The organism is Halomonas sp. AOP12-B1-6 (assembly GCF_052379225.1).
Classification (GTDB): Bacteria; Pseudomonadota; Gammaproteobacteria; order Pseudomonadales; family Halomonadaceae; genus Vreelandella; species Vreelandella casei.
This window is the reverse complement of the sequence record NZ_JBQSYK010000002.1, coordinates 321,094-344,664: the sequence shown is the minus strand read 5'-3', so window position 1 is coordinate 344,664 and position 23,571 is coordinate 321,094. Positions and strand designations below refer to the sequence as shown.

The following is a 23,571-nucleotide window of genomic DNA, read 5'->3' as shown; positions in this document are numbered from 1 at the left end:
CATGGTACGCCTTATGGCGTGTGGTAGAAAAAAAATTAGTGTTCTATGTTTAAAGGTATTGAGCCACCGAACCTGGAACTCGTCAACTGGGGTCGAGGAAGCATGATGTGTAGGTTTTTTATGCATTTTAGGCAGGCTAGAGAGCCTAGCAAGCGTCGACTATCACTTACATCGTCATGCAGTAAAGGTGGGCGTTTAATGATCTACGCCATCCTTTTGTCAGGTCCCATGATACTGCTATTTCCAGCCGTAACATGGGCGTCTGATGAATCGAATGGAGCCGCTGAATGGATGGAGCGTGAATATCGCTATCTGATTGTCGAGCAAGACGTTCAAGCTGTGTTGAAGGAGTTTGGCAGGAATCTCGCGCTTCCTATGGAGGTTTCTCAGCGGGTCGAGGGTGCGGTTCGTGGAAATATAACGGCTGAGACTGCCCGAGGGTTTCTTGAGCAGGTGTGTGCCGCCAATGACCTAGCATGGTTCTTTGATGGTGGTGTGTTGCATGTTTCTACGCGGGAGGAAATGACGCAGCAGTCCTTCGAGCTGACTGACATTGATAGTCAGCGCCTGATGGCGGATATCGAAGGTTCTAGCGTTGGTGACCCTATGCGATCCAGGCTTGTAGACGGTGGTGATACGTTACAAATATGGGGTATGAATGCTTGGGTTGATGATGTGGCGCGACGCGTCGAGCGCTTGCGTCAGCCGGCACCTAGCCCGAGTAACGACGGTGGAGTGACTGTGTTTCGAGGCAGTATTACGAAGCAGACTGCCGAATGATGAGCAACCCGAATGGGAGGAAGTAGTTATGGCAACGGTAGATGGAGTGAACGCCTCAAATGGCAATGAGACACTGAGTCTCGATCAGCAACAGAACTTTGATCAGGCTGTTGAGAATGCCAAGGTCACTGATATTGTCGGCCAGGCTGTGGGCTCATTGGCTATATCGCATCTAATGGGCTATGCAAGCGACATGCTTAAAGAAGAAGGCTGAGCGAGGGGTCGATAATTCGGTCAACAATACCAGCGAAGGAGCCTAGATTATGATTCCTACAACTACGATAGGCGCTGCAACCCCTCCCGGTGGGGGGGGCACAGAGGCGCTGGCGGCGCAGAACCTATTCGAACACATGGCGCAGCAATCCGGAGTGACGCTGCAGGTAACCACCCCAGCCGAGCTGGGTTCCAGTATTTTAAATTCACTGGAGGGCCCTCTCGATAAGGTGCAGAGCTTCTCCAGCAGGTTGCATGACAGTGGTGCCATGCGGCCCTCTAGCGGCGAAGGTATGGCGGGAGAAGGGGCTGGAGGAGTGGAGGACATGCAGTTTGACCGAATGCTTGAATCATTCTCCACCATGTTCGATCACGCGACCTTGACGAAGCTGATGTCGTCTTGTGCTTCTCAGATGTCCGGCGCTTGCAAAACCTTGTTACGAGGACAGTGACACTTGCTTTCCAAACAACGGATGACGGGACCCTGGTTGAATGCCGTGCGGCTTCTGGCGGTCGTGGCTATGTCGCTTTTGCTTCAGGCATGTGACACGGAGCTCTACACCAACCTCAGTGAGCGTGAAGCCAATGTGATGGTGGCGAGTCTGGCACGGCATGGTATACCGGCGAATCGAGTGGTTCAGAAAGAGGGGGGTATGACTGTCACCATCGACGAGAACCATTTTTCGGAGGCAATTAGCGTTCTTGATCGTCTGGGACTGCCGGGGCAGACGTTTTCAAATCTTAATGAGGTCTTCGAAAGTAATAGCTTGGTGTCCTCGCCAGTGCAAGAACGCGCAAAAATGATCTATGCCCTCAGTGAAGAGCTCTCCCATACGGTATCGCAAATCGACGGAGTGCTCTCAGCCCGAGTGCATGTAGTACTGTCCGATAACGACCTGCTGGAAAAGAACAGTACGCCGTCGTCGGCTTCGGTGTTTATCCGCCATTCCCCTGCTCTCGAGATCGACCCCATGATCCCTAGGATCAAGACACTGGTTGCCAATGGCATCTCGGGTCTTGATTATGAAAGTGTCTCGGTGGTTCCGGTCGCCGCGGTCATGCTTGAGGTGCCGGTCGGAGAGGCACAGGCTTCCTTGCGCTCGTTTCTTGGCATCGCCATGCCGACCTCTAGTGTGACACGCGCTGTTTGGCTCTTCAGCATATTGCTGGCGCTTGTCCTAGGCTTGGCAGGTGCTCTGGGTTGGGTGCTCTGGCGAAAGCGGCAACGAGGCACCTATGAATTGGAGGAGACGCCGCCATGATGCCTGACAGTGCGCAACTTGACCCTTGGCAAGCATTTATTGAGAAGCCGACGGAATATGTCGCCCTGCAATGGTTATGCGCTGAGCTGGAAAACGTGGCCGACGATGCTACCCAGGCAGTATTGGCGCGGCATCCGCGCTTCCAGCAGCGTCTGGGAGAGCAGCTAGCGCACCGGCATGGCTTGCTTCCACCCGAAGAGTTACCGATGCCTGAGGCGAGCGACTTGGTATTATTCAAGCTGCCACCCGGGGCCGGTGAGGAGCTGGCGCGTTATTGCGGCATGATCTGCCACGCCAGAGCTTTCGTACACGCAATTCGCGCAACTCGCGTCGTCGAGCTTAAGCAGCGTTTTGGCGAGCTTTCATATAGAGCTGCGTTGAGCAATCGCGACGTGGCGCTTCACAGTCATGATTATGCCGATGACGATGCTTTGGAGCATTCTGTGGAGCGCGATGGCGTCGCCTGCATCGCCGCTTGGATGTCGATGCAGCCGGCAGGGCTTACTGATTGGCTGCGTCTAGGCGTATTGGGAAGCCCTGGTCGCCCTGACTCCGAGCCCAGTGACGAGATTTGTAAACAAGGGCCTGACATCGTGCGTCGTGCGTCAGCGTTCATGATTGATCACGGAGTGGAGGCAGTAGAGTGAACGAGCTACCGCCGCATCCGGGCAAAACTATACTGAAGGCAGCTGAAGCCGCTGCCTGGGTTGACGGTTACGCCTTTCTAAAACAAGTACGACGTCAAGCCGACGGCATCGCGGATGAGGCTCGCCGCACTTCAGAAAAGGCCTATTTAGAGGGCTTTGAGGAAGGGCGGCGGGCTGGAGAGGCGCAGGCTGCCGAGCTGCTGGATCGAACGACGCAACACGTAAAAACGTATCTGGCGGGGCTGGATCAGTCGATGGCCGACCTTAGTTTGCAGATGGTGCGACGCATACTGGGAGAATTTGATGATGCCGAGTTGATCAGTTGTTGTGTGCGTCAGGCGCTTGACGAATATCGCCATGATATGGCGTTAACGGTGCGCGTTGCACCGGAGCTGGTTGCCCAGGTTGAGACGCTGCTGACAGAGAGAGGTGGGCACCGGGAATGTCATGTGGTGGGTGATGCCCAACTTGATGCTGGGCAGTGTCTACTAGTCAGCCCAGTGGCAGTGGTTGACGTGGGAGTGGATGCACAACTGAATACGTTGCGTGAGGCGCTGTTCTGCCATGATGCAGGGAGAACGTGATGACGCAAGGTCCCGACATTGATTTCGATACCTTATTGCCGAGCCTCTCTGAGCGCGTCGCCCAGGCAAAGTTAAGGCCGGTACGTGGTCGAGTGCGGCGTATTCTTGGCCAATTAGTGCATGCTAGCGTCGACGGTGCCGGCATCGGCGAGTTGTGCTATTTGCGCGATCCGCTTAGTGGTCGCAGCGTACCCGCCGAGGTCATTGGGTTTGAGGCCGAAAACGCTATCTTGTCGCCCATCGGCGATCTGTACGGGATGTCGACCCGGACGGAAGTGATTGCTACCGGGGCACCGCAGAGTGTGCCCGTCGGTGAGGCCCTGCTAGGTCGTGTCGTTAGCCCGCTCGGTAATTTCATCGACGGCGCGCCAAAGCCATCTATTGACGCCTTGAGTGAATACCCGGTTCATGCTGCGCCGCCCGCGCCGCTGTCAAGACAGTTAATCAAGCATCCGCTGGCTTTGGGGATTCGCGCCATCGACGGCCCGCTCACCGTTGCGCGTGGCCAGCGCATAGGGATTTTTGGCGAACCCGGAGTGGGCAAGTCGTCACTTATCTCCGCTATAGTGCGCGGTAGTGAAGCCGAAGTCATTGTTTTGGGCTTGGTCGGCGAGCGGGGCCGCGAGGTGCGCGAGTTACTGGAAGTACAATTGAGTGCCGAGGCTCGCCGACGCACGGTGTGCGTGGTAGCCACTTCGGATCGGCCGGCCATAGAGCGTGTTCGGTCGGCGATGGTAGCCACCAGCGTGGCCGAGTATTTTCGTGATCAAGGGCGCGATGTCTTGCTGCTGGTTGATAGTATCACTCGCTTTGCTCGCGCTCAGCGCGAGATTGGTCTGGCCGCTGGAGAGCCGCCGACACGCCGGGGCTTTCCGCCCTCGTTCTTTGCGGCCTTACCGCGTTTGCTAGAGCGCTCAGGGCCGGGCGCGCGCGGCAGCATAACCGCTCTGTACACTGTGCTCACCGAAGGAGATGGGACACTCGACCCTGTGGCCGAAGAGACGCGGGCGATTCTCGACGGGCATATCGTGTTGAGTGCCGACCTGGCCCGCCGCAATCACTTCCCAGCAATCGACGTGCTGGCCAGCCGCAGCCGTTTGATGGACGCTGTTGCAAGCGAAGACCATCGCCGTGATGCCGGTCGACTTCGAGATCTGCTTGCGCGTTATCAGGATGTCGAGCTCTTGATCCAGGTGGGTGAATACCAACGAGGACAAGATGCCCTTACTGACGAGGCCGTGGACAAACGCGCGGTCATAGAGGCTTTCCTACGCCAGTCCAGCGATGAGATTGGTGGGCTTAAGGATACTCTGCAACGCATGAGCGAGATTGTGTCATGAAAGCACGCCAACAACTTGAGAAGCTACGGGCTCTACGAGAGAGTCGCTTGCGCCGGGCCGAATACGCCCTGGCAGAGCAGAGGCGCCGCTGTCAAACCGATGCGGAGAATCTAGAAGCGCTTGATAACAAGCTCGCTGAGCAACGCCGTGCCTTCGATCACCAGGAGCAGGCTTGGTTCGACTCCAATGGAGAGAATTTGCTATCGAAGGCCGCGTTTGAGGACATGCGCCAAGGCATCAATGTGCATTATCGCCGTCAAGCAGTTCTGGAAGAGGTCCGTCATGAGGCCGAGCAGGAGCAATCCCGGCAATTGACCGAGCGTGACCGTCTTGCCTCCGAGTGGGTGCGTCGGATGCGGAGCGAGCGTGCCCTTAAAAAACTGGTGGCACGGCGGCACGACGCTGAACGCCTCCGCGATGAAGTACATGCCGAACTGGAAGTTGAGGATGCTATTCCACGAGGTGTGCGTTGATGGTGAATGAAGAGGCGTTTCTTAACAGCAACAAAACGTTGGTAGATGCTATTCCAGGTAAACTGATTTCACCACGCTTGCCTCGCCTGCCGTCGGGTGCCGTGGCTATATTGAATGTTATGAGCCGTCCGCGGGAGCCACTAGTCCTGTCGCTAGGTGGGTACCCACTGAGGTGGCACCTGGATCCTGGGTCGTCTCCCAGCGTGAGCGCGATAACGATTGGAATCGGCCTGGGGGCGGAGGCGGCGAGATTGACACTCGACTCTGCGGCGCTCGCAATGCTGGTTGCACCTCTATCGCTACGCCGGTCATTGCAAGATTGCACGCCTGAGGTGCGCGCTTTATGGCTGGAGTATGCTTTACTCGAATGGCTCAAGCCCTTAGAAGCGCGACTAGGGAGCACGATTCGCTTTCATAGTGATGTTGATACGCCAGAGGATCTGCCAGTGCGCATCGCACTGCGGTTAGAGGGCGAAGAGCAGTGTGGCTGGCTCTCGCTGGCGCTAACTCTATCATCTGCCTTAGCACTATACCCTCTACTTGATACTCATTGTTCGGTGGCGCCGAAGGCATGCACTGCAGTGTCCTGGCCGCTGCAGTGGGTTGCCGGATGTCAGACGCTGAGTCTTGCCGAGCTTCGTGGTCTGAATCTGGGGGACGTTGTCATGCTCGACAGGCCTGGCCCGGAGACGGCAGAGATCGGCGGTACCCTAATGGCTGAAGCGGCCGCACATCGGGACGGTATGCAATTGCGGTCCTCGTTTCATATTTTGACCCAAGGAGATTTCAATATGGCCCAGCCCCCCGACGACTCCCAGAAGGACGCCGGCGGCATTCCGTCGACTCAGTTGGATGACGCAATGCTAGGTCGACTGCCGGTTCGACTGGTCTGTGAGTTTGGTCGTCTTGAGCTCTCGCTAGGCGAGCTGCGCGAACTTGATCAGGGCAGCGTGCTAGCCCTGTCGCGTCCATCGGAGGAGGCCGTAGATTTGGTAATCAACGGCAAGGTCATGGGACGCGGACGCTTGGTGGAGGTCGGCGATGGTTTGGGTGTACAAATCGTGAGGCTGGCTATCGATGAATGAGTTCGAGCCCGATTTGATCGGGATCATCGTTCTTGTCGCGTCTCTGGGCCTGCTGCCGCTGGCAGTTGTCACCATGACCTCTTTTCTCAAGATCGCCGTAGTGCTTTTTCTTATTCGCAATGCGCTGGGGGTTCAGCAGACACCGCCGAATCTTTTGTTGTATGGCATTGCTTTGGTATTGACTGTGTATATCACCACTCCACTGGTGGGGGAGATTTACTATCAGCTCGAAAGTAGCTCAGCGGGACTAAGTAGTATGGAAGAGATCCAGGCGACCGGAGAGATTTTGCGAGAGCCGCTCAAGGAATATTTATCGCAGTACGCGAACGAGCGTGAGCGAGCCTTCTTCCTTGATGCCACTCAGAACATCTGGTCTGAGCAAGCGCGAGAAAATGTCAGGGATGACGATCTAGTGACGTTAATTCCCGCCTTTGTCACATCCGAGCTGACGCGCGCCTTCGAGATAGGGTTTCTGATTTATATCCCATTCCTGGTTATAGACTTAATCGTAGCTAATGTCTTGATGGCGATGGGCATGGTGATGGTAGCTCCGCCCTTAATTTCGGTGCCTCTGAAGATCTTTCTATTTGTCGCCGTCGATGGCTGGTCCCGGTTGATGCACGGTCTGATTCTCAGCTATGGGGGTTAGCGATGACAGAAGGCATCTTTCAGTCGTTGATGAGCGAGGCTTTGTGGACAGTGCTTCTGCTGTCAGCACCGGCGCTAGTGTCGGCGATTGTGATCGGTTTTGGCATCGGTTTGTTTCAGGCGTTGACGCAGATTCAAGATCAGTCGCTACCGCAGTCGGTCAAGGTGATTGTAATAATGCTGGTGCTGATTCTGGCGGGGCCTTTGTTGGTTGGCCAGCTTATCAACCTGACCGATCAGATATTGAATAATTTCGCGTCATGGACGCGTTAAACCAATTTTCGTCGCCACGGCAATAATGGAACACTTCCGAAGGAGTGGTGATATTGTACGATGAGCTCTCCCACGTACTGATTGAGCAAGTCTATCCTTTGTTGGTAGCGGTCGCTATTGGTATGGCCCGCGCTTCGGGCATGATCTTAATTACGCCCGTCTTCAATCGCCTTGGCTTAACCGGTCTGATTCGTGCCGCTGTGGCCCTGACCCTATCAATTCCCATGATACTGCCTATTCTTGAGACATTGTCCGCTCTAGGAGACACAACCGCTTTCATTATCACTGGCTTGCTCTTCAAAGAGTTGTTGATCGGGGTGTTCCTTGGCATGGTGTTCGGTATTCCGTTCTGGGCGGCTGAGGTGGCGGGTGAATTGGTCGATCTGCAGCGTGCTTCGACCATGGGGCAATTGCTCGACCCGAGCGGCGCCACGCAGTCCAGTGTTACTAGCACGCTCTTAGTAATCATGCTAGTGGCACTATTTTTTGGTAGTGGCGGCTTCTTAGTACTGCTCGATGGTTTTTACAACAGCTATACACTATGGCCTGTGGATTCTTTCATGCCTGCTTTGGACATTCGGACAGCCCTGGCGATGCTTGGCTTTCTGGATCAGGTGATGCGAGTCGGCTTGCTGATGGTTGCACCGTTGGTCATCGCCATGCTGGTGGCCGATCTGATGCTTGCCTACCTGGCGCGCATGGCGCCTACTCTCAACATGTTCATCTTGTCGCTACCGATCAAGAACCTGTTGTTCACCTTTCTGATAGCACTCTACTTGGTATTCTTGGTGCCCCAGATGTTTGGCGAATTGGGAATGCTAGACGATTACTATCGGCGCTTCGCGTCATTGGTCGGCTCCATGCCATAGCACCGCCCTTTTTAGGAGTCTGCAATGAGTGAGCAGCCAAGCGAGGAAAAGTCTCTCCCCGCATCGGATAAAAAGCTTCGCGATGTCCGCTTGAAAGGGCAAGTGGATAAGAGTAGTGACATGGTAACTGCCGTCACTATGCTGGGCTGCACCCTCTACTTACTCGCCAGCACTGGGATGATTGAGGCTCGGGTACGTAGTCTGATCACTCTCACTACTCGGCTCTACCTAGAGCCCTTTGACACCGTGTGGCCACGGCTAGTGGCTGCAGGAGTCGAAGTTCTGGTGTACTCGATACTGCCGCTGATCGTTATCACCGTTGTCGCCGCAGTCCTGACCAACATCCTCATCATGCGCGGCATGCTGTTCTCTGTTGAACCTATCAAACCAAAATTCGAACACATTAATCCCGCCGCTGGGGTCAAACGGATTTTTTCTGCGCGTGGGATTATTGAGTTTTTCAAATCACTGCTCAAACTTGTCACACTTGGTGTCGCTTTCGTTGTGGTGTGTCGGCTAGGGTTGCAGGCTCTAATGGAGTCGGCTCGTTGTGGTATCGGTTGCCTTGAGGGTATATTTCTGGCCCTGCTCAAGCCGTTGGTAATTACTGCCCTGGTTGTATTTTTAGTGGTTGGATTGATCGACGTGCAGATGCAGCGCTGGCTGTTTCGACGTGATCAGCGCATGACGCGCTCCGAGCAAAAGCGTGAGCGTAAAGATATAGAGGGCGATCCGGAAATCCGCAAGGCGCGTCAGCGGCAGCGCCGCAGCACTCATGGGGCCTCAACGCGTACCGGGATAGAGCAGGCGTCAATTATGATTGGTGCCGAAGGCGACTGGTTGGTGGGTATCCGCTACGTGCGTGGCGAGACGCCGGTGCCCGTGGTGGTTTGCAGGGCGGCACCTGAAGATTCTGCTTTGCTGCGACGCAAGGCAGCGGAATGCCAACTGACTGTTGTGGAAAACCGCGAGCTGGCCGGCCGGATCGGTAGGCGTGCCGGTAACGGCGAACCGGTCCCGGGCGATGCTTTTCAGTCAGTAGCCGACATTTTGGTTGCAGCCAAGCTTATTTAGTCAGTCTTGGCCGGCGCTCTTCAGTGGCCTGTCTCGGCTCACTTCAGCGATGCGTGATTATTCTGGTGTGTGGCGACGCTGAACTCAGTAACGTCGCTACTGAATCGGGCTGAGCCCGAACAATATATTGCATATTGCGTTTTCAAAAACTTTAGCTACGCTTAAATATAAGAGTTTACAAGCTTTAAATAAAAATGATCAACATACTCAGTGATGACTCATTTGATCGGAAAAAGCGGCCATTGGTCATAGCCACAGCGGCTTTGAGCTTTTTAGCAGAGCGCTAGTTGCGTTTTTGTCATGAGTCATTTAGCAGGTCGCGTTGCCTACAGCTGATTTTGCATCTTCACAAAATTTAGGACTATGTAATATGTCTACTGCAATCGGATCCACAAGCAACTCGCAACGGCTCTCTAATACACTCGGCGACGAAAAGTCCGATCGGCCCAAGTTCTCACAGTTTTTAGAGGGGGCCAAAGAGCCCTCTGACTCTGCCTCGCGTTTGCCGTTTAACAACGTCTCCTTTGGCAGTCGCGAACCAGAGAGTGAGGTGAGTGACAAAGGGCAGGAGATGCTAGATGAATTGGTCGGCGATGATAGCGAGTATGCCCCGTACATGGATGGAAAGCCGGAGCTTGTGACCGAAGACGAGCTTGTGTCCAAAGATAAAATTGAGTACGTCAGTCAAGAATATGTCGGCGGTGGAGGCGTCACCCTATCTTATTGGTTTGATATGCTTGAGGTCAGAACCGAGAATGGCGATAAGTTTTTAGTGCAGAAAGACATTACACCGGAACTCTATGAACAGGTTAAGTCGGTCATGGACGGTGGTGACACAGACCGGCTGGGCAAAGACAATGACTGGGCGGATGCGGATATTCCGGACGATGATAAAGATTGGTTATCGACCAAAAGCAATCAAGACTTTGAGATTATAACCCCCAATTCCGATGTGCCCATTCCGAAAAGTTTCAACGATATTTCATATTCTGACTTTGGAGACCTGGATGATATCAGTCTCGGTTTGGATTCGGGCGTCCAGATAACGCTGGATGACTCAGCGTGGACTGAGGGTGGCACACTCATCTATAAAGACAGCGAAGGAAAGCGTTTCGCTGTTTCTGAAGAGTATACGCCCAAGGTTTACGACCAAATCAAAAACCTGAAAGAGACATGGGACGAGGTGGATGAAAAAATCGGTGATGGTGATTATAAGCTGTTTTATGGCAGCGATGATTCGCCTGTACTCAGTGGTGATAATGAGGTTGACAGCGTTACGGATAAAAATGGCAATCCCGTGGAGGGGATTAAGCTCGTTACTAAAGGTGACGAGACGTACGTTGTTCTCGAATCTAAGACGCCGCATCAATTTGACACGATTACGTCCGATGCGGCCAGTCAGCAGCTAGGGGACGTCGACGATCTTTTTAAAGACAAAGATCTGCCTGCTTCAGATGAAACCGATGTAATGCAAGCGGAAACGACCGAAGATGGAAAAACCGTTGCCGAACTTTATCAAGAGTACATGAAGGAAGCGTACAAGGATGCGCCCGACGATTCCAAAGAGGCTAAGTATCTTCGCTTAATGGAAGCCCAAGGCATGTTGCAAGGCAATTTCCAATACCTTCCTTACAATACAGGGCCTGGGCGGCATGGGTCTGATACTGATTATGCCGAGAAAATGTCCGAGCTCAAAGCTGCCGATGCGCGAGGCATGCTTGACGAAGAGGCGTTAGGCAATGAGTTATCTGACCTGATGGCTGATGAAGACATCATGGCCGATAGTGAAGATTTTCTTGAAAAAGCCGTTGATAAGATAAAAAACAAGGATGAACTGGAAGATAAAATTGCCGATAGCATGCTGGATGATGACTACATCAAGGCTCTTGAAGAGCTAAAAGAGGACGGTAATATCGACGGTGCTGCGACCCGCTTCGCCAATGATATGCAGAGCCTTCAAATGCTCAGCCCGGATCGAGCCGAAGAAGTACAAAATACGCTAAAATTCCAAGATGCGATCGGCGGGCTCAACGACATTTTTGAGGGTGGCGCCGATGCCGTGGGTGAAGATAGCCTGGGTAACGCTTCTGGAGATGTTGCTACCAGTTTGTTGCAAGGCATGGTCACCTCACTGTTTGGTACCAAGCGTGGCGTCGATATATACAACAAAATTGTCAATGGCGAGAAGGTTGACGTTAGCCCGGAAGAGCGAGAAAAACTGACAGAGATCAAAAATTCTCATAAGGCGCTGACTGAGCTGCTCGGTGATCAGTCCCGGGAAATTCTAGACACCAGTAAAAACGGAAAAATTGAATATAAGTCAATCACTGCCGATGAAATTGATCGCGCGATTGACAAGGCCAATGTGCCAACGGCTGACCGCAAAGGGGTGGCCGGTGTCCTCGGTACACTAACTAAATCGGGTGCTCTCGCCTCCGCAGCGGGTCTGACCTCTATGGTGGCGGGCATCTATAAGATGTCTGATGGCGGTTTAAACCTGGGTGCAACCGAAAATGAGCGCATAGAAGTTGCGCGCAATTTCCTTTCGCTGGTCGGTGTTACTCCCTCGTTGATCAGATTGACCGGTGAAAGCTATAAGTTACTATCCGGCCAACCCGACTTTGCTGACGCCCTGGGGCTCGATAAGAGCCTCAAAGAAAGCGTCTGGGATAAACACTTCGACACAAAGTCTTCTCCTACGCCACCGAGCATTCCCGATCATCTACCTACAATGGATCTAGGTGAGTCATTCTCTACCAAGGATGTGTGGGAAGAAGTCAATAAAAATCAAAGCCACTCGGTCGATTCTATTGATAAGGCGATTTCCGGCCTCCCTGACAAGCACCAGGAAGAGGGAGATGACCTTCGGGAGCGGATTAACAAGGTGGCCGACGATATACGTGGGCCGAATATTCCAGATAATATTGATGCCAACAAGAAGTTCCAGTGGGCGGGGGGCGCGCTGAATGTTCTGGGCGGGATGGCGGATGCGGGTGGGGGCGTGCTTGATATCGTATTAGGTGCAAAAGGGCTGGAAAAACTATCCAACAACGGTGGCGAGCCCATCGAGTTTGCACAGAAGAGCCTGCAGGTGGGAGCTGGCTCTTTCTCTACCACCATGGGGTTAGCGTCGGCCGCGTCCGGCTTCGGCATTGGCCCACAGATTGCTACCAAGATAGCCGCTGTAACCGGTCTTGCGGGGGCAGCACTCGGCTTCATTGGGGCGATCTTATCTGGTGTAATGTCGGCACTTGCGGATAAGAAAAATGCGGGTGTCACTAAAGACATCGAAAATGTCTTTAATGATTTGTCGGGCGACGGCGTCACCGAAGATGACTGGGGCGATAAGTTCAATTTTGCTATCCACACCGAGTACAGTAAGTCCGTTTACCATGAAGGTAAACTTGATGCGATCTATGAAAGCTGGTTTCCAGAAGACACCCCCACTTGGGAGGCGCAGCCCGAGGTGTTTGAGGAGTTCACCGAAACAGTGGCCGACGATGGGGAAATTAGCGAGGGTTGGTTGCGAGATAGCTTTGACGACCTTGTGATGCACGAGTACGGTGAAGAGTTTTATGACGAACACAGAGACAAGATTGAACTCATTAGCCGGAAATGGACTGATTGGGACGGTTCAGACGATATCGTCAGCCGAAAAGATCTTGAAAAACTCCTAGAAAGTGACGATACGACAAAAGAAGAAAAAGAGGCCATCAACCTTCTGCTGAAGGATGATGGCTTTTTTGAAGTGCTGGATTATTTCAGCCTGTTAGGGGGAAGCAATCGAGGGTGGAATGCCGGCAGCCATAAAGGTTCAGATGATAAAATTAGCAGCAGAGATCTCAACGAGTGGCGCCATACGTGGATAGACAAGAAGTATGATGAGCACGTTGAAGAAAACTTTGGCGATAAATTCTACAAAGATAATGCTGACAACATAGAATATATCAGTGAACGATGGACTAAGTGGGACGGGTCGGATGACGTCGTAAGCAGGAATGATTTGGAAAAACTTCTAGATAGCGAAGACACGTCGAAAAAGGATAAAGACGTTATTCGCTGGCTTCTTGAAGAAGAGGAAGGCTTGTTCAACGTTCTTGACACCTATCATAAGGGTGGCGATGAAGATGACAAGATAAGCAGTAAAGATCTGAATAAATTTCGAGAAGACAGAATGGCATAAATGCGAGTAGCGCTGAACATTAGTGCTTAGAACGTTGTATCACTTCACACTCTACGCAAAAGTTAAGTGACACATGGTCCAATCAACTTTCAATTTCGACGCTGCTTTTTCAGGATCAGCATCTATTGGAATGCAACACTGCCAAGCAGCAAGGCGGGCGCAAGCGGGGTGACCTTTCCCCTAGATTACCCGAGAAGACAGCGCGAAACGATAGGGCGGTGTGTTGAACCGCTTAGCGTCAACGTTCTTCGCGGTCTTCTTGAAGTGTCGTGTGGAAACGGGGAGTTACTCTACGTTAGTGCGTACCCGTGATAGCCAAAGCTTCAACCGACTGCACGCCGAACAGTTGCTTTACCTGCCCGGCGTGCGCCAGATTCGCTCGTTTATGGGGCTACGCGAGGTGGTGTCGACCCATAAGGTGCCGATTTAGTCTCTTGGAAAGCGAGCTTCCAGGTTTTGACTTCTGCTGTCGGATCATGGTTGGTCAACAGACGATTGTCTAGGCACCTGCTGGTCCTGCTGGTAGAGAAGGGCTCAGCAGTGATCGCCTAACCATTAGGCCATGTGCTCGCGGAACCAGTCAGCGGCATGGCCGACAGTGCGATCGACGACGTCCGGCTGTTCGTAGTACTGGAAATGATTGGTGTCGTTTTCCCAGATTAGTTTTTTGTCCGGGGTCGGAATCGAATCGAAGTGCCGCCGCGCCGCCGCCGGGTTCATGCACAGGTCAGAATGTATGACAAGTGCCGGTTTGTTGAGCTTTGACACGCCGGGCACGGTGGTGTAATCGAAGTGATCTAGGTCGCTCATGATCGCGTAGCGGTTGTCCCATCCCTTGAGTGTCCAGGGTCCGTACCAACTCCAGACCAGTGGGCCGGGCAACCCCGCTTCCGAGCCAGTCACCGGGTCACCGAGATCGGGAGATACGAGTGGTTGATATATGACCTCGCCAGTAGCCTCGAAACGGGCTTTGGCATCGCGTGCACGTTCTAGCCGTGCTGCCAGCAGCACTTCCAACTGTTCGGTTGTCGGTGCAGTTGCAGTGTCGAACGGATTTTCGGTGACCCCAGCGGCGATCATGAACAGATCGGTTTCGCGATCACGGTAGTAGCCGGTTACCGATGCAACGGCCTTGACCCGCTCTTCATAGGAGGCAATGTCTAGCATTTCCGGGCCGCCTTGACAGATGCCGAGCAAGAAAATTTGTGTTGGGTCGACGTCAGGGCGCGTTAGCATGTAGTCGAGTGCTGATATGACGTCTTCGTTCTTCATTTTTGGGTTTTCGAGCCGGCGCGGAGTGCCGCCGCTCTCACCGACAGTGCGCGGGTCGAAAGCGAGTGCCATGAATCCTTCGTCGGCTAGCCGAGTGGCGTACTGGGTCGGGGCTTGCTCTTTCTGGAAGGAGTACGGTCCGAGCACTACGACCGTGGGAAACGGGCCGTCGCCTTTGGGGCTATAGAGGACGCCAACCACATCGTCACCGTGCGAAGAAAAGGTTACTTTTTCGGGGGCATAGTTGCCGTGGATAGACATAAAATCACTCCAAGTTGTCGACTTCCCAAGTCTATGGGATGCTCATTGTCTCTACAATCTCGCCAATGTTTGATACCGCAATGAAAGATACTCATCAATTGAAGGGCGCTGATCTGTTTGCGCTCACCGTATTCCTTGCTGTAGCGACTCATCGCAGTTTCCGTGCGGCTGCCCTAGCGCTGGATGTGACACCCTCGGCGACCAGCCATTCGGTGAAGACGCTTGAGCGGCGGCTAGGTGTTAGGCTGTTTAACCGGACAACACGCAGCGTCTCCCTAACGGATGCCGGGGAACGGCTGGCCACGAAACTCCAACCGGCGGTCTCATCAATCACAGAGGCTATGCAAGAGATCGACGACTTTCGAGATACTCCTAGCGGTACCGTGCGGATTAATGCCAGTGAAGGTGCAATTCGCATGGTTTTACGCCCAGTGTTGGCGCACTTTTTACGCAGTTTCCCGCAGGTGCATCTCGATATCGTCAGTGATGGGAGACTGGGCGATATTATTGATAATGGCTTTGATGCCGGTATTCGCTTGGCGGAAGCGGTACCCTTGGACATGGTCGCGATTTCTCTCACGGACACAGTGCGATTTGCCGCCGTCGCATCACCGGATTATTTCACTGCTCGAGGCCGTCCTGTTGTGCCGCAGGATCTGTATCGCCACGATTGCATCCGTTTCCGCTTTGAAGGCGGTGCGATCTACCGTTGGGAGTTCGAGCACGGCGGCACGACCGAGGCTATCAATGTGACGGGGCCTTTGACGCTGACAGACCAGCAGCTGATGGTTGACGCAGCAATCGATGGTATTGGAATTGCCTTCGTGCCTGACCACCTGGTGGTTGAGGCTCTGCGCGAGGGCCGACTCGAACGTGTGTTGGACGAATGGTGCCCGTCCATTCCGGGCTTGCGTCTCTACTACCCGGGGCATCGCCATATCTCGGCCGGCCTGCGTGCGCTGATTGATATGATCCGCCAGCACCCAGCGCTCGTTGCACGGGTGGAATAGGTTGAGGTCGTACGCTGCCCGGCGTGCGCCAGATTCGCTCGTTTATGGGGCTACACGAGGTGGTCTCGATCGATAAGGTGCCGATTTAGTCTCTTGGAAAGCGAGCTTCCAGCTCAGCGACTTGCTTCGGCGTTAATCCCCGTGGATTTTCACCGCGAAGTAGCAAGAAAAGCTTGGCAGTCTCTTCTAACTCTTCCGTGGCGTAGACTGCCGCTTCCAGATTCTTGCCGGCCACTACCGGGCCGTGGTTGGCGAGCAGCACTGCGCTGTGTTTGCCCGCTAGACCACGCACGGCATCGCCCAGCTTGGGGTCGCCGGGGATGTGGTAAGGCACCAGCGGTAGCTTGCCCACGCGCATAACGTAGTAGGCGGTGAGAGGTGGAATGCAGTCACACGGATTCACTTCCGGCAGGCACGAGACCGCCACCGAATGGGTGGAGTGCAGATGTACAATCGCACCGGACTGCGGGCGCTCTGCATACATCGCCATGTGCAGAAACTGCTCTTTAGTGGGCGTGTCGCCGCTGAGTAACTGGCCGTGTTGGTCCAAGTGAGAAATTCGCGCCGGATCCAATCGCCCCAAACAGGCATTAGTGGGCGTCATTAGCCAGCCGCCATCGGCTAGCCGTACGCTGATATTGCCGCTGGACCCCATGGTCAGACCACGATCAAACAGTGATTTACCCAGCGTGCTGATCTGTTCTCGCTGAGTGTTCTGATCGTGTGTGCTCATGCCAGCACCTCGAACGCCCGGGTGAAAAAGTCCACTCCGCCAAAGTTACCTGACTTAAGCGCCAGCGAGAGCGGTCCCTCGCGGCCGGGCCAAGGCGCCTGGGTCCATGGCACGCCAGGATCGATCTGTTCACCGATGCGCAGCGTCGTGATACCCAGTGCAGAGACCACCGCGCCCGAGGTTTCGCCGCCCGCGACCAGCAACCGCCCAACGCCTTCGTTGACGAGTGTGACGGCTAGCTGGCTCAGCGCCTTCTCCACTAGTTGCCCAGCACGTTCGATGCCCAAGGCTCGCTGAGCGGCGTTAACCTTATCAGGGTCTGCCGAGGCGTAAATCAGCGCAGGGGCATTTTGCTCCAAACGCTCAAAGGCGAAAGCCAGCGCCTGCTCCCACTGTTTGTCCCCCTCAGCCAACGATAGCGGGTCAAGCGCAAAGCCGCCCTCAGGTTGGCGTTCCAGGAAATTCGCTACTTGGGCCAGAGTTGCGCGTGAGCAGCTGCCCGAGAGCACTAATGAGCTGCCTGAGGACGGCTGTAAACGGCCCGGTTCGGTAATCGTATCTAGCCAGCCTTGGGCGCGGTACTGAGCCGGTAATGCTTGTCCTAGCCCAGAGCCACCGGTGACTAACGGTAGCGATACGGTGGCTTCTGACAGCACGCTGAGATCCTGCTCGTCTAACGAGTCGCAGATCACATGACGAATGCCTTGCTCCGCGAGGGCGGATAAATGATCACGCGTTGCGTCAGCTCCTTTGGCTAGCACTGCGCGGTTGGTTAAACCCACCGGATGTGCTGTCTGGCGAGCGAGCACACGTACTAAATCAGCATCTTGCATCGGTGTTAGCGGGTGATGCTGCATCCCGCTATCGTTGAGCAAGCGATCGCCTACAAACAGGTGCCCTTGATAGACCGTGCGGCCGTTAACCGGAAACGCCGGCACCATGACGGTCTGAGACGCCCCTAAGGCGTCTAGCAGCGCATCGGCCACCGGGCCGATATTGCCCTGGTCGGTGGAGTCAAACGTTGAACAGTACTTAAAGAACAGCTGCTTGGCGCCCTGCTCACGTAGCCAGGTGAGGGCCGCCAGTGAGTCGGCGACGGCCTCGTCTGGCGGGCAGGAACGCGATTTCAGCGCCACCACCACGGCATCGACGTTGGCAAGGTCGAGCGCTTGCTGCGGTACGCCGATCACCTGCAGACAGCGCATGCCGCCGCGCACTAGATTATTGGCGAGGTCGGTAGCCCCGGTGAAGTCGTCTGCAATGGCGCCTAATACGATTGTCATACGTCGCTTCCGTCGTCAGGGTTCAGGGCGTGGCGGCTTTCATGCGCGCGCGCTTAATTAATGGGGTGATGATTGTCACCGCAAGCAACAGCGCCGCGATAGCCAGTAGGGTGGCACTGATCGGGCGAGAAAAGAAGATTGCAATATCGCCCTGTGACATTGATAGCGCTCGGCGTAGTTCGCTTTCTGCTATCGGCCCCAGCACTAAGCCCAAAATGATAGATACCAGGGGGAATTTGAGTTTCTCAAGCAGATAGCCCATCACGCCAAAACCGAGCATCAGCCAAACATCAAACATCGAGTTGCGCACTGAATAGGTGCCCACAATACAGCACATGATGATAATCGGACCGAGCGCGGAGTAGGGCACGTTCAACAGTTTAGTGAACAGAATGATAAATGGCTTGGAAAATAGCAGGATCATAAAGTTGACGATAAACAGGCCTGCAAAGACGGCATAGATCAGGCTACTGTGCGTCATCATAAACATAGGGCCAGGCTGAAGGCCGTGCATGATAAACGCACCCAAGATCACTGCCGTTGTGCCACTGCCGGGAATGCCCAAAGCAAACAGCGGTACTAAGGCGCCCATGGCAGCAGCGTTATTGGCCGATTCTGGCGCGGCAATGCCTTCGGGCGCGCCTTTGCCAAATTTTTCTGGGTGTTTAGACCAGCGCACCGTTTCGCTGTAGCTCACCATTGCCGCCGTGCTGGCCCCAATGCCGGGCAGAATGCCGATGATCACGCCAATAATAGACGAGCGCGTTAGCGTGGTGCCGATCTGGCGCAGGATAGGCAGGTCAAAGATTTTGACTTTAACCTTTGTCAGCGACTGATGAGTATCTTGATCCAGAGAGCGCTTCATGACCTCAGAAACAGCGAAGAGGCCCACGATCATAGGAATGAGGCCCACTCCTTCCATCAAGTTGAGATTATCAAACGTATAGCGGCTAGTGCCGGTCAGCGGGTCGATACCCACCGTGGCGATAAACAGCCCCAACGTGGCGCCAATCAAGCCGTAGATAAGCCGGCCACCCAAGGAGGCCACCACCGTTAGGCCTAATACCGCCAGGGCAAAATACTCCGGCGAGGAAAATTTTAGCGCCAGCTTCGCCAGCATAGGGGTAAAGATAATGAGCGCAATAGTGCCCACTAAGCCACCAATGGCAGAGCTAAGTACGCCAATACCAAGCGCTTTGCCTGCTTGGCCTTGTTGTGTCATCGGATAGCCGTCAAAGGCCGTCATGACCGCTTCAGGCGTGCCGGGGGCGCGGTAAAGAATGGCGGTAATGAGCCCGGAGAATACCGTTGCGCCGTAGATGGCGGTGAGCACCATAAACGCGGTCGTCGGTTCCATACCGTAAGTGACGGGTAGCAGGATAACCACCAGGATAACGCCGCTGATACCGGGCAGGGCACCGCCGATAAAGCCGATAAATACGGCAGACGTCAGTAATAGCAGGTTGAGTGGCTGCATCACCACGGCCAGCCCGCCTAGAAAATTTTCTAGCATCATTAACTCCTAGCTCAGGCAGCGATAGACGTTACCGGCATGCGAATGGGGTGTGTCATAAAGGGATGCCAAGCAGCATGACGAAAACGCCCTGCATCAGCAGCGTGGCGATAACGATGGTGATCAGCACTGTGCGCCAGGAGCGTGCCCCGAGTAGCAGCGTGCATACCAACGTGAACGCAATACTAGCGATGAGAAAACCAACGACACCGATGAGCCATGTGTAGACGATGGTCGTCGCGATCAGCCACCAGTGACGGGTGGAAGCAAGCGTTAAGTTTCTGCTTTGAGGCGTCAAGGTTATCTCCTGCTCATCCTCAGCGGCCGTTCCATTGCGTTGATCCCGCCACGTTATGAAGAGCAGCGCGCCACCCAATCCAAGCAGCGCAATTAACAGCGAGAGAGGCCATACGCGCGGGCCAATAAAGGTAGAAACCTCAGCGGAGCTGGGGAACTGAAGGGTAGGCGCTAAGCTGACCAGTGCGAGAAGCACTACAGCGGAGGCAAAAACGGTAATCCTGGCGTGCATGATAAACCCCGAAGGGACAATGACGTGACGGGCATGCTAAGCGCCCGACTGTGTCAGTGAGTGTTGGAAGGCAGGCGAGTGATTCGCCTGCCTTCACCTTGCTCTATTCAGTCGTTGCTCAGTAACCGTGAGTAGAGCTCGTAGTTACGTTCAAGACGCTGGCGGTACTCATCGCTGCCCATCCAACCATCGCGATAGTCCAAATTCACACGCTCGGCGTAAGATTGGTACTCTTCAGAGTCGTAAACACTTTTAAACGTCTCTTCCAGGCGCTGAAGAATCGGTTCTGGCGTATCCGCGTGAACAAAAATTGCCCGATCGTTGCCATCGGTTAGATCCCACTCGTGCTCTACGGTCGTCGGCACATCCGGATAGTCAGACAGACGCTCATCGCTAAACACTAGAATCGGCATCATTTGACCCGCTTCCATATAGCTCAGCAGTGGGCTCAGCGAGGTGGTTGTGGCATCAATATTATTGCCTAGAACGTTGGCCGTGGCATTGCCGGTGCTGTCGTAAGGAATGAAGTTCATGTCCAGGCCGGAGGCATCGCGTAGGGCAAGAAACGCAACGTGATCAGGGCTTGCCGTGTGTGTGCCACCCACGGTCACTTTGCCGGGGTTTTCCTTCGCATACGCCAGGAACGATTCAAAATCCGGGTAGCGCTCGGGATTAACGAACAGCGCCATCACATCTGACTGCAGGCGCGCCACGGGAGTCAGTTGATCAAGCCCGATGGGGTTTTGCCCTGCCGCCAGTGATGTGACCAGTGTCGTGGAAGCGAAGTCCAGGGTATGCCCGTCTGGCGCGCCGTTGGCAGTACGCTGGTGGGCCAGCGCACCGGAGGCGGCGGGAAGGTTAATCACCGTAATGCGCGCACCGTCGAGGGCTTCTTCAAACATGGGGCGGACCACGCGAGCAAAGTTGTCCGTGCCGCCGCCGGCACCTGCCGCTACCAAAAACTGGATAGGCTTGGTGGGGTAGTCTGCGGCGTCGTCAGCGCTGACCGTGGTAGCGCAGCTAACCAGAGTTGCGCCGAGAGTAGCCATTTTTAGCGTGTGCTTAGTGAGCGAGAGCTTGGTAAACATGGTGTGTCTCCAGTATGTTTTTTATTGCTTTTTTAGTCCCGTGAGGGAAGGTTAGTCGAGCGTGCTAACGACAGAGGCGCTGGATGCTGATGTGTCCTGCTGAAACATCAGATCTTGCTTTTCGCGCAGTTGCTTTAACGTTGAGGCGGGTAGCGTCACGTCTGCTAGGGTAATCGGTTGATTTGAGGCAATATCGCGAATAACTTGCGCCCCGGGCAGTAGATAAAACGGTACTTTAGCGGCTGAGGACAGCGATGCCGCAGGATGAATTTCAGGACGCAGCCCTTCTATGTGCCGATGGTGGCCGCGCATCTCGAGAGATTGGCCTGCTTGAATAGGCTGCGTTGCCCGCGCCGTTAGATCAAACTTCGGCGTTGTGGCATGCCCGCCGCCGGAAGTAAGCCCATTAATGACCACGTCTAATAAAGAAATCGGTGCTTCAAGGCCCAGCAAATGACGAGGCAGATAAATCATGGCGCTGTTGCCGTTGCTGCTGAGCACATGACCCTTATCACGCAAAAGAGTCCACACGTGCGGGTCTTCGCAGCGCACGACTACAAATACACCGCCCGCAAAACTCAGCTCATCGGGGCGCCGCAGGCAGTTAAATACTTCTAGGCGTTGTAGCCCTTCCAAGACCCCGCCCTGAGCCTGTAAATCCAACAGCGAGGGTACTTCCGAGGTGCGAAGCACCATTGCGTGAAACTCAGGCCGGTCCGGGCTTAGCCCTGTGGCATTGGCAACGTTGACCATTTCACATAGGTCGGGGACTGAAATTTGCGGTATTGCGGCCAGCATTTTGCCCCGTGCCGCCACTACCTCGCGCTCACGGCCTGCCGGTAGCTCCCACAGCTCATGCAAGTCTGGGGCTGAAAACGGCGTGCCGTTACAGGTGACGGTGCCACTGGCTTCATCCCAAATGAAGTCATATTCGCTGCTTTTGCCGGCAGCAATAATTTCAAAGCCAAGCGTGTCGGCCCACGTTAGTAAGCCAATGAGCAGGCTAGGCTGGTCACCGTCTAACGGCGTGAACAAACGGCCTTGTTGATAGGCTAAGCGTGTTAAGTAGGGCCCCACGACTGACTCAGTCTCTTTGGTCGCGATGCCGACATGCTTTCCGGCGAGCAGGGCGGCTTCTGCAAAGCGTGCACCCACATCGGGAATACCGGTTGACTCGACTAAAATATCGAAAGGCAGCTCTTTAACGGCGTCAAAAGAGGCCGCTGCGATAAAATAACCCTTTTCCCATGCGAGCTGAGCGTCTTGCTCAGAATGGCATACCATTATTTTTTCATTCGAAATTCCCGCATGAAGCAAGGCCTCCGCGGCTTTTTCAGGATTAATGTCGATAGCAATACGCGCCGACAGTCCCTTCATCTGACGTGCCTGACGCAGCACTCCTCGGCCAAAGTCGCCTGCACCCGCAATGCAGGCCTCCACTACCTTGTCTGTTTGAAAATGTTGTAAGTAGTTCATAAGGTGCGGGTATTCCCTTTGCCGAACGGTCTGCTATGGCGGACGCGTGCTTGTGTAAACGTGCTATCGCGACCAGTAACGCGATACTTATGTGTGTGGAATGTAGTGGTATACCATTTTGGAGGTCAATTGGTGGGCGCTTATACTTTGGTCTTGTAATGCGTCTTGTTATATTTATCTGTTTGATATTTATGAATTAAAAAAATGGCTAATAACGCCATTTAATTTGTAAGGAATATTTTGGTATGCCATTCTTGGCGATTGCTTACTACGTGAATACGCCCATGCAGGAAACAGCCCAGCCGCACTCGCCAGGTCTTGTCGAAAAAGTCGCGCACTACTTGCGCGAACATATCGTCATGGATCATTTTCAGCCAGGGCAGCGTTTGCCCGAACGAACATTGGCAGTTGAGCTTCAAGTTTCGCGCACGCCACTGCGGGAGGCGTTAAAAATCCTGGCGGCAGAAGGGCTGGTGGTGATCTCACCTAATCGAGGTGCGGTCGTCGCGGAGGTCAGTCCCGCCGACATGCAGGAAAAGCTTTATGTATTGAGTGTGCTTGAGCAAGCGGCGGCAGAGCTTGCCTGTGTTTCCGCCACCGATGACGATTTGGCCGAACTGCAGGCGCTGCACTTTGAGATGAAAGCAGCCTTTTTACGGCGTGATCAGCAAAACTATTTTCGACTCAATCAGGAGATACACAACAGAATTGTGTCTTTGTCGAATAACGCAACGCTGATCGATATGCACGGCACGCTTAGCCGCCAGCTCTACCGAGTGCGCTACCTTTCCAACGATAAAAAAGAAAAGTGGGCGAAAGCGATGGAAGAGCATGAAGCGATTATGTCGGCACTAGAGGCGCGGGATGCCGTGAAGGTGGGGCAGGTACTGCGTCAACACTTAGCAAAAACATGGATGAAATACGCGAACGGAGAAGTTTTGCCACTGATCTAGATGCCAAAAAAGACAGGCTAAG

General features: G+C 54.2%; 24 protein-coding genes. 17 read left to right on the top strand and 7 right to left on the bottom strand.

Annotation, left to right across the window (positions count from 1 at the left end):
• The first annotated feature begins 198 nt into the window (after positions 1–198).
• From ACT3TR_RS06900 to ACT3TR_RS06830, 15 genes are all read left to right on the top strand, one after another.
• Complete coding sequence (locus ACT3TR_RS06900; RefSeq protein WP_096277450.1) at positions 199–780, top strand: hypothetical protein; 582 nt, start codon at positions 199–201, stop codon at positions 778–780.
• Between the two features lie 28 nt (positions 781–808).
• On the top strand, positions 809–994 hold the full coding sequence (locus ACT3TR_RS06895) for a hypothetical protein (protein WP_096277452.1): 186 nt from the start codon (positions 809–811) through the stop codon (positions 992–994).
• A 49-nt stretch (positions 995–1,043) separates the two neighbouring features.
• Positions 1,044–1,445, top strand: a complete 402-nt coding sequence (locus ACT3TR_RS06890; RefSeq protein WP_441685385.1) for a hypothetical protein — start codon at positions 1,044–1,046, stop codon at positions 1,443–1,445.
• Positions 1,446–1,448: 3 nt separating this feature from the next.
• Positions 1,449–2,255, top strand: a complete 807-nt coding sequence (sctJ, locus tag ACT3TR_RS06885; protein WP_444624890.1) for a type III secretion system inner membrane ring lipoprotein SctJ — start codon at positions 1,449–1,451, stop codon at positions 2,253–2,255.
• Positions 2,252–2,902 (top strand): hypothetical protein, encoded by a 651-nt coding sequence (locus ACT3TR_RS06880; protein WP_444624891.1) that lies wholly within the window; start codon positions 2,252–2,254, stop codon positions 2,900–2,902. Before sctJ ends, ACT3TR_RS06880 begins: the two co-directional genes overlap by 4 nt.
• Positions 2,899–3,486 (top strand): type III secretion system stator protein SctL, encoded by a 588-nt coding sequence (sctL, locus tag ACT3TR_RS06875; RefSeq protein WP_444624892.1) that lies wholly within the window; start codon positions 2,899–2,901, stop codon positions 3,484–3,486. The genes ACT3TR_RS06880 and sctL overlap by 4 nt, the downstream gene beginning before the upstream one ends.
• Entirely contained in the window at positions 3,486–4,826 is a 1,341-nt protein-coding gene (locus ACT3TR_RS06870; RefSeq protein WP_444624893.1) for a FliI/YscN family ATPase, read from the top strand. Before sctL ends, ACT3TR_RS06870 begins: the two co-directional genes overlap by 1 nt.
• The gene (locus ACT3TR_RS06865; protein WP_096277464.1) at positions 4,823–5,299 is read left to right on the top strand and encodes a hypothetical protein; all 477 of its coding nucleotides are present in this window, start codon (positions 4,823–4,825) and stop codon (positions 5,297–5,299) included. The genes ACT3TR_RS06870 and ACT3TR_RS06865 overlap by 4 nt, the downstream gene beginning before the upstream one ends.
• Positions 5,299–6,384 (top strand): type III secretion system cytoplasmic ring protein SctQ, encoded by a 1,086-nt coding sequence (gene sctQ, locus ACT3TR_RS06860; protein WP_444624894.1) that lies wholly within the window; start codon positions 5,299–5,301, stop codon positions 6,382–6,384. The genes ACT3TR_RS06865 and sctQ overlap by 1 nt, the downstream gene beginning before the upstream one ends.
• Positions 6,377–7,033, top strand: a complete 657-nt coding sequence (sctR, locus tag ACT3TR_RS06855; RefSeq protein ID WP_096277468.1) for a type III secretion system export apparatus subunit SctR — start codon at positions 6,377–6,379, stop codon at positions 7,031–7,033. The genes sctQ and sctR overlap by 8 nt, the downstream gene beginning before the upstream one ends.
• Before the next feature lie 2 nt (positions 7,034–7,035).
• Positions 7,036–7,305, top strand: a complete 270-nt coding sequence (locus ACT3TR_RS06850) for an EscS/YscS/HrcS family type III secretion system export apparatus protein (protein ID WP_096277470.1) — start codon at positions 7,036–7,038, stop codon at positions 7,303–7,305.
• Between the two features lie 47 nt (positions 7,306–7,352).
• Positions 7,353–8,174, top strand: a complete 822-nt coding sequence (sctT, locus tag ACT3TR_RS06845; RefSeq protein WP_444624895.1) for a type III secretion system export apparatus subunit SctT — start codon at positions 7,353–7,355, stop codon at positions 8,172–8,174.
• A 24-nt stretch (positions 8,175–8,198) separates the two neighbouring features.
• Complete coding sequence (locus tag ACT3TR_RS06840) at positions 8,199–9,248, top strand: EscU/YscU/HrcU family type III secretion system export apparatus switch protein (RefSeq protein ID WP_096277474.1); 1,050 nt, start codon at positions 8,199–8,201, stop codon at positions 9,246–9,248.
• Positions 9,249–9,618: 370 nt separating this feature from the next.
• Complete coding sequence (locus ACT3TR_RS06835) at positions 9,619–13,431, top strand: hypothetical protein (protein WP_444624896.1); 3,813 nt, start codon at positions 9,619–9,621, stop codon at positions 13,429–13,431.
• 220 nt (positions 13,432–13,651) lie between these two features.
• Positions 13,652–13,861 carry a hypothetical protein gene (locus tag ACT3TR_RS06830; RefSeq protein ID WP_444624897.1) on the top strand — a complete coding sequence of 70 codons (210 nt, stop codon included), beginning with the start codon at positions 13,652–13,654 and terminating at the stop codon, positions 13,859–13,861.
• Between the two features lie 125 nt (positions 13,862–13,986).
• Here ACT3TR_RS06830 and ACT3TR_RS06825 read toward each other — a convergent pair whose 3' ends face one another.
• Complete coding sequence (locus ACT3TR_RS06825; protein ID WP_441685397.1) at positions 13,987–14,964, bottom strand: alpha/beta hydrolase; 978 nt, start codon at positions 14,962–14,964, stop codon at positions 13,987–13,989.
• Positions 14,965–15,044: 80 nt separating this feature from the next.
• Between ACT3TR_RS06825 and ACT3TR_RS06820 the strand changes: the two genes are divergently transcribed.
• Positions 15,045–15,974 (top strand): LysR family transcriptional regulator, encoded by a 930-nt coding sequence (locus ACT3TR_RS06820; protein ID WP_441685399.1) that lies wholly within the window; start codon positions 15,045–15,047, stop codon positions 15,972–15,974.
• A gap of 85 nt (positions 15,975–16,059) precedes the next feature.
• On the opposite strand, the gene otnC is transcribed toward ACT3TR_RS06820, so the two are convergent.
• The 6 genes from otnC to ACT3TR_RS06790 form a co-directional block, all read right to left on the bottom strand.
• The gene (gene otnC, locus ACT3TR_RS06815) at positions 16,060–16,707 is read right to left on the bottom strand and encodes a 3-oxo-tetronate 4-phosphate decarboxylase (RefSeq protein ID WP_444624898.1); all 648 of its coding nucleotides are present in this window, start codon (positions 16,705–16,707) and stop codon (positions 16,060–16,062) included.
• Positions 16,704–17,990 carry a 3-oxo-tetronate kinase gene (otnK, locus tag ACT3TR_RS06810; RefSeq protein WP_444624899.1) on the bottom strand — a complete coding sequence of 429 codons (1,287 nt, stop codon included), beginning with the start codon at positions 17,988–17,990 and terminating at the stop codon, positions 16,704–16,706. The genes otnC and otnK overlap by 4 nt, the downstream gene beginning before the upstream one ends.
• 22 nt (positions 17,991–18,012) lie before the next feature.
• Positions 18,013–19,503 carry a tripartite tricarboxylate transporter permease gene (locus tag ACT3TR_RS06805; RefSeq protein ID WP_444624900.1) on the bottom strand — a complete coding sequence of 497 codons (1,491 nt, stop codon included), beginning with the start codon at positions 19,501–19,503 and terminating at the stop codon, positions 18,013–18,015.
• A gap of 55 nt (positions 19,504–19,558) precedes the next feature.
• Complete coding sequence (locus ACT3TR_RS06800; protein WP_444624901.1) at positions 19,559–20,032, bottom strand: tripartite tricarboxylate transporter TctB family protein; 474 nt, start codon at positions 20,030–20,032, stop codon at positions 19,559–19,561.
• Between the two features lie 107 nt (positions 20,033–20,139).
• Entirely contained in the window at positions 20,140–21,120 is a 981-nt protein-coding gene (locus tag ACT3TR_RS06795; RefSeq protein WP_441685666.1) for a Bug family tripartite tricarboxylate transporter substrate binding protein, read from the bottom strand.
• A gap of 51 nt (positions 21,121–21,171) precedes the next feature.
• Complete coding sequence (locus tag ACT3TR_RS06790) at positions 21,172–22,596, bottom strand: flagellar biosynthesis protein FlgA (RefSeq protein ID WP_444624902.1); 1,425 nt, start codon at positions 22,594–22,596, stop codon at positions 21,172–21,174.
• Between the two features lie 245 nt (positions 22,597–22,841).
• On the opposite strand from ACT3TR_RS06790, the gene ACT3TR_RS06785 reads away from it, so the two are divergent.
• Positions 22,842–23,549, top strand: coding sequence for a GntR family transcriptional regulator (locus tag ACT3TR_RS06785; protein ID WP_441685670.1), 708 nt, complete (start codon positions 22,842–22,844; stop codon positions 23,547–23,549).
• Positions 23,550–23,571 lie beyond the last annotated feature (22 nt).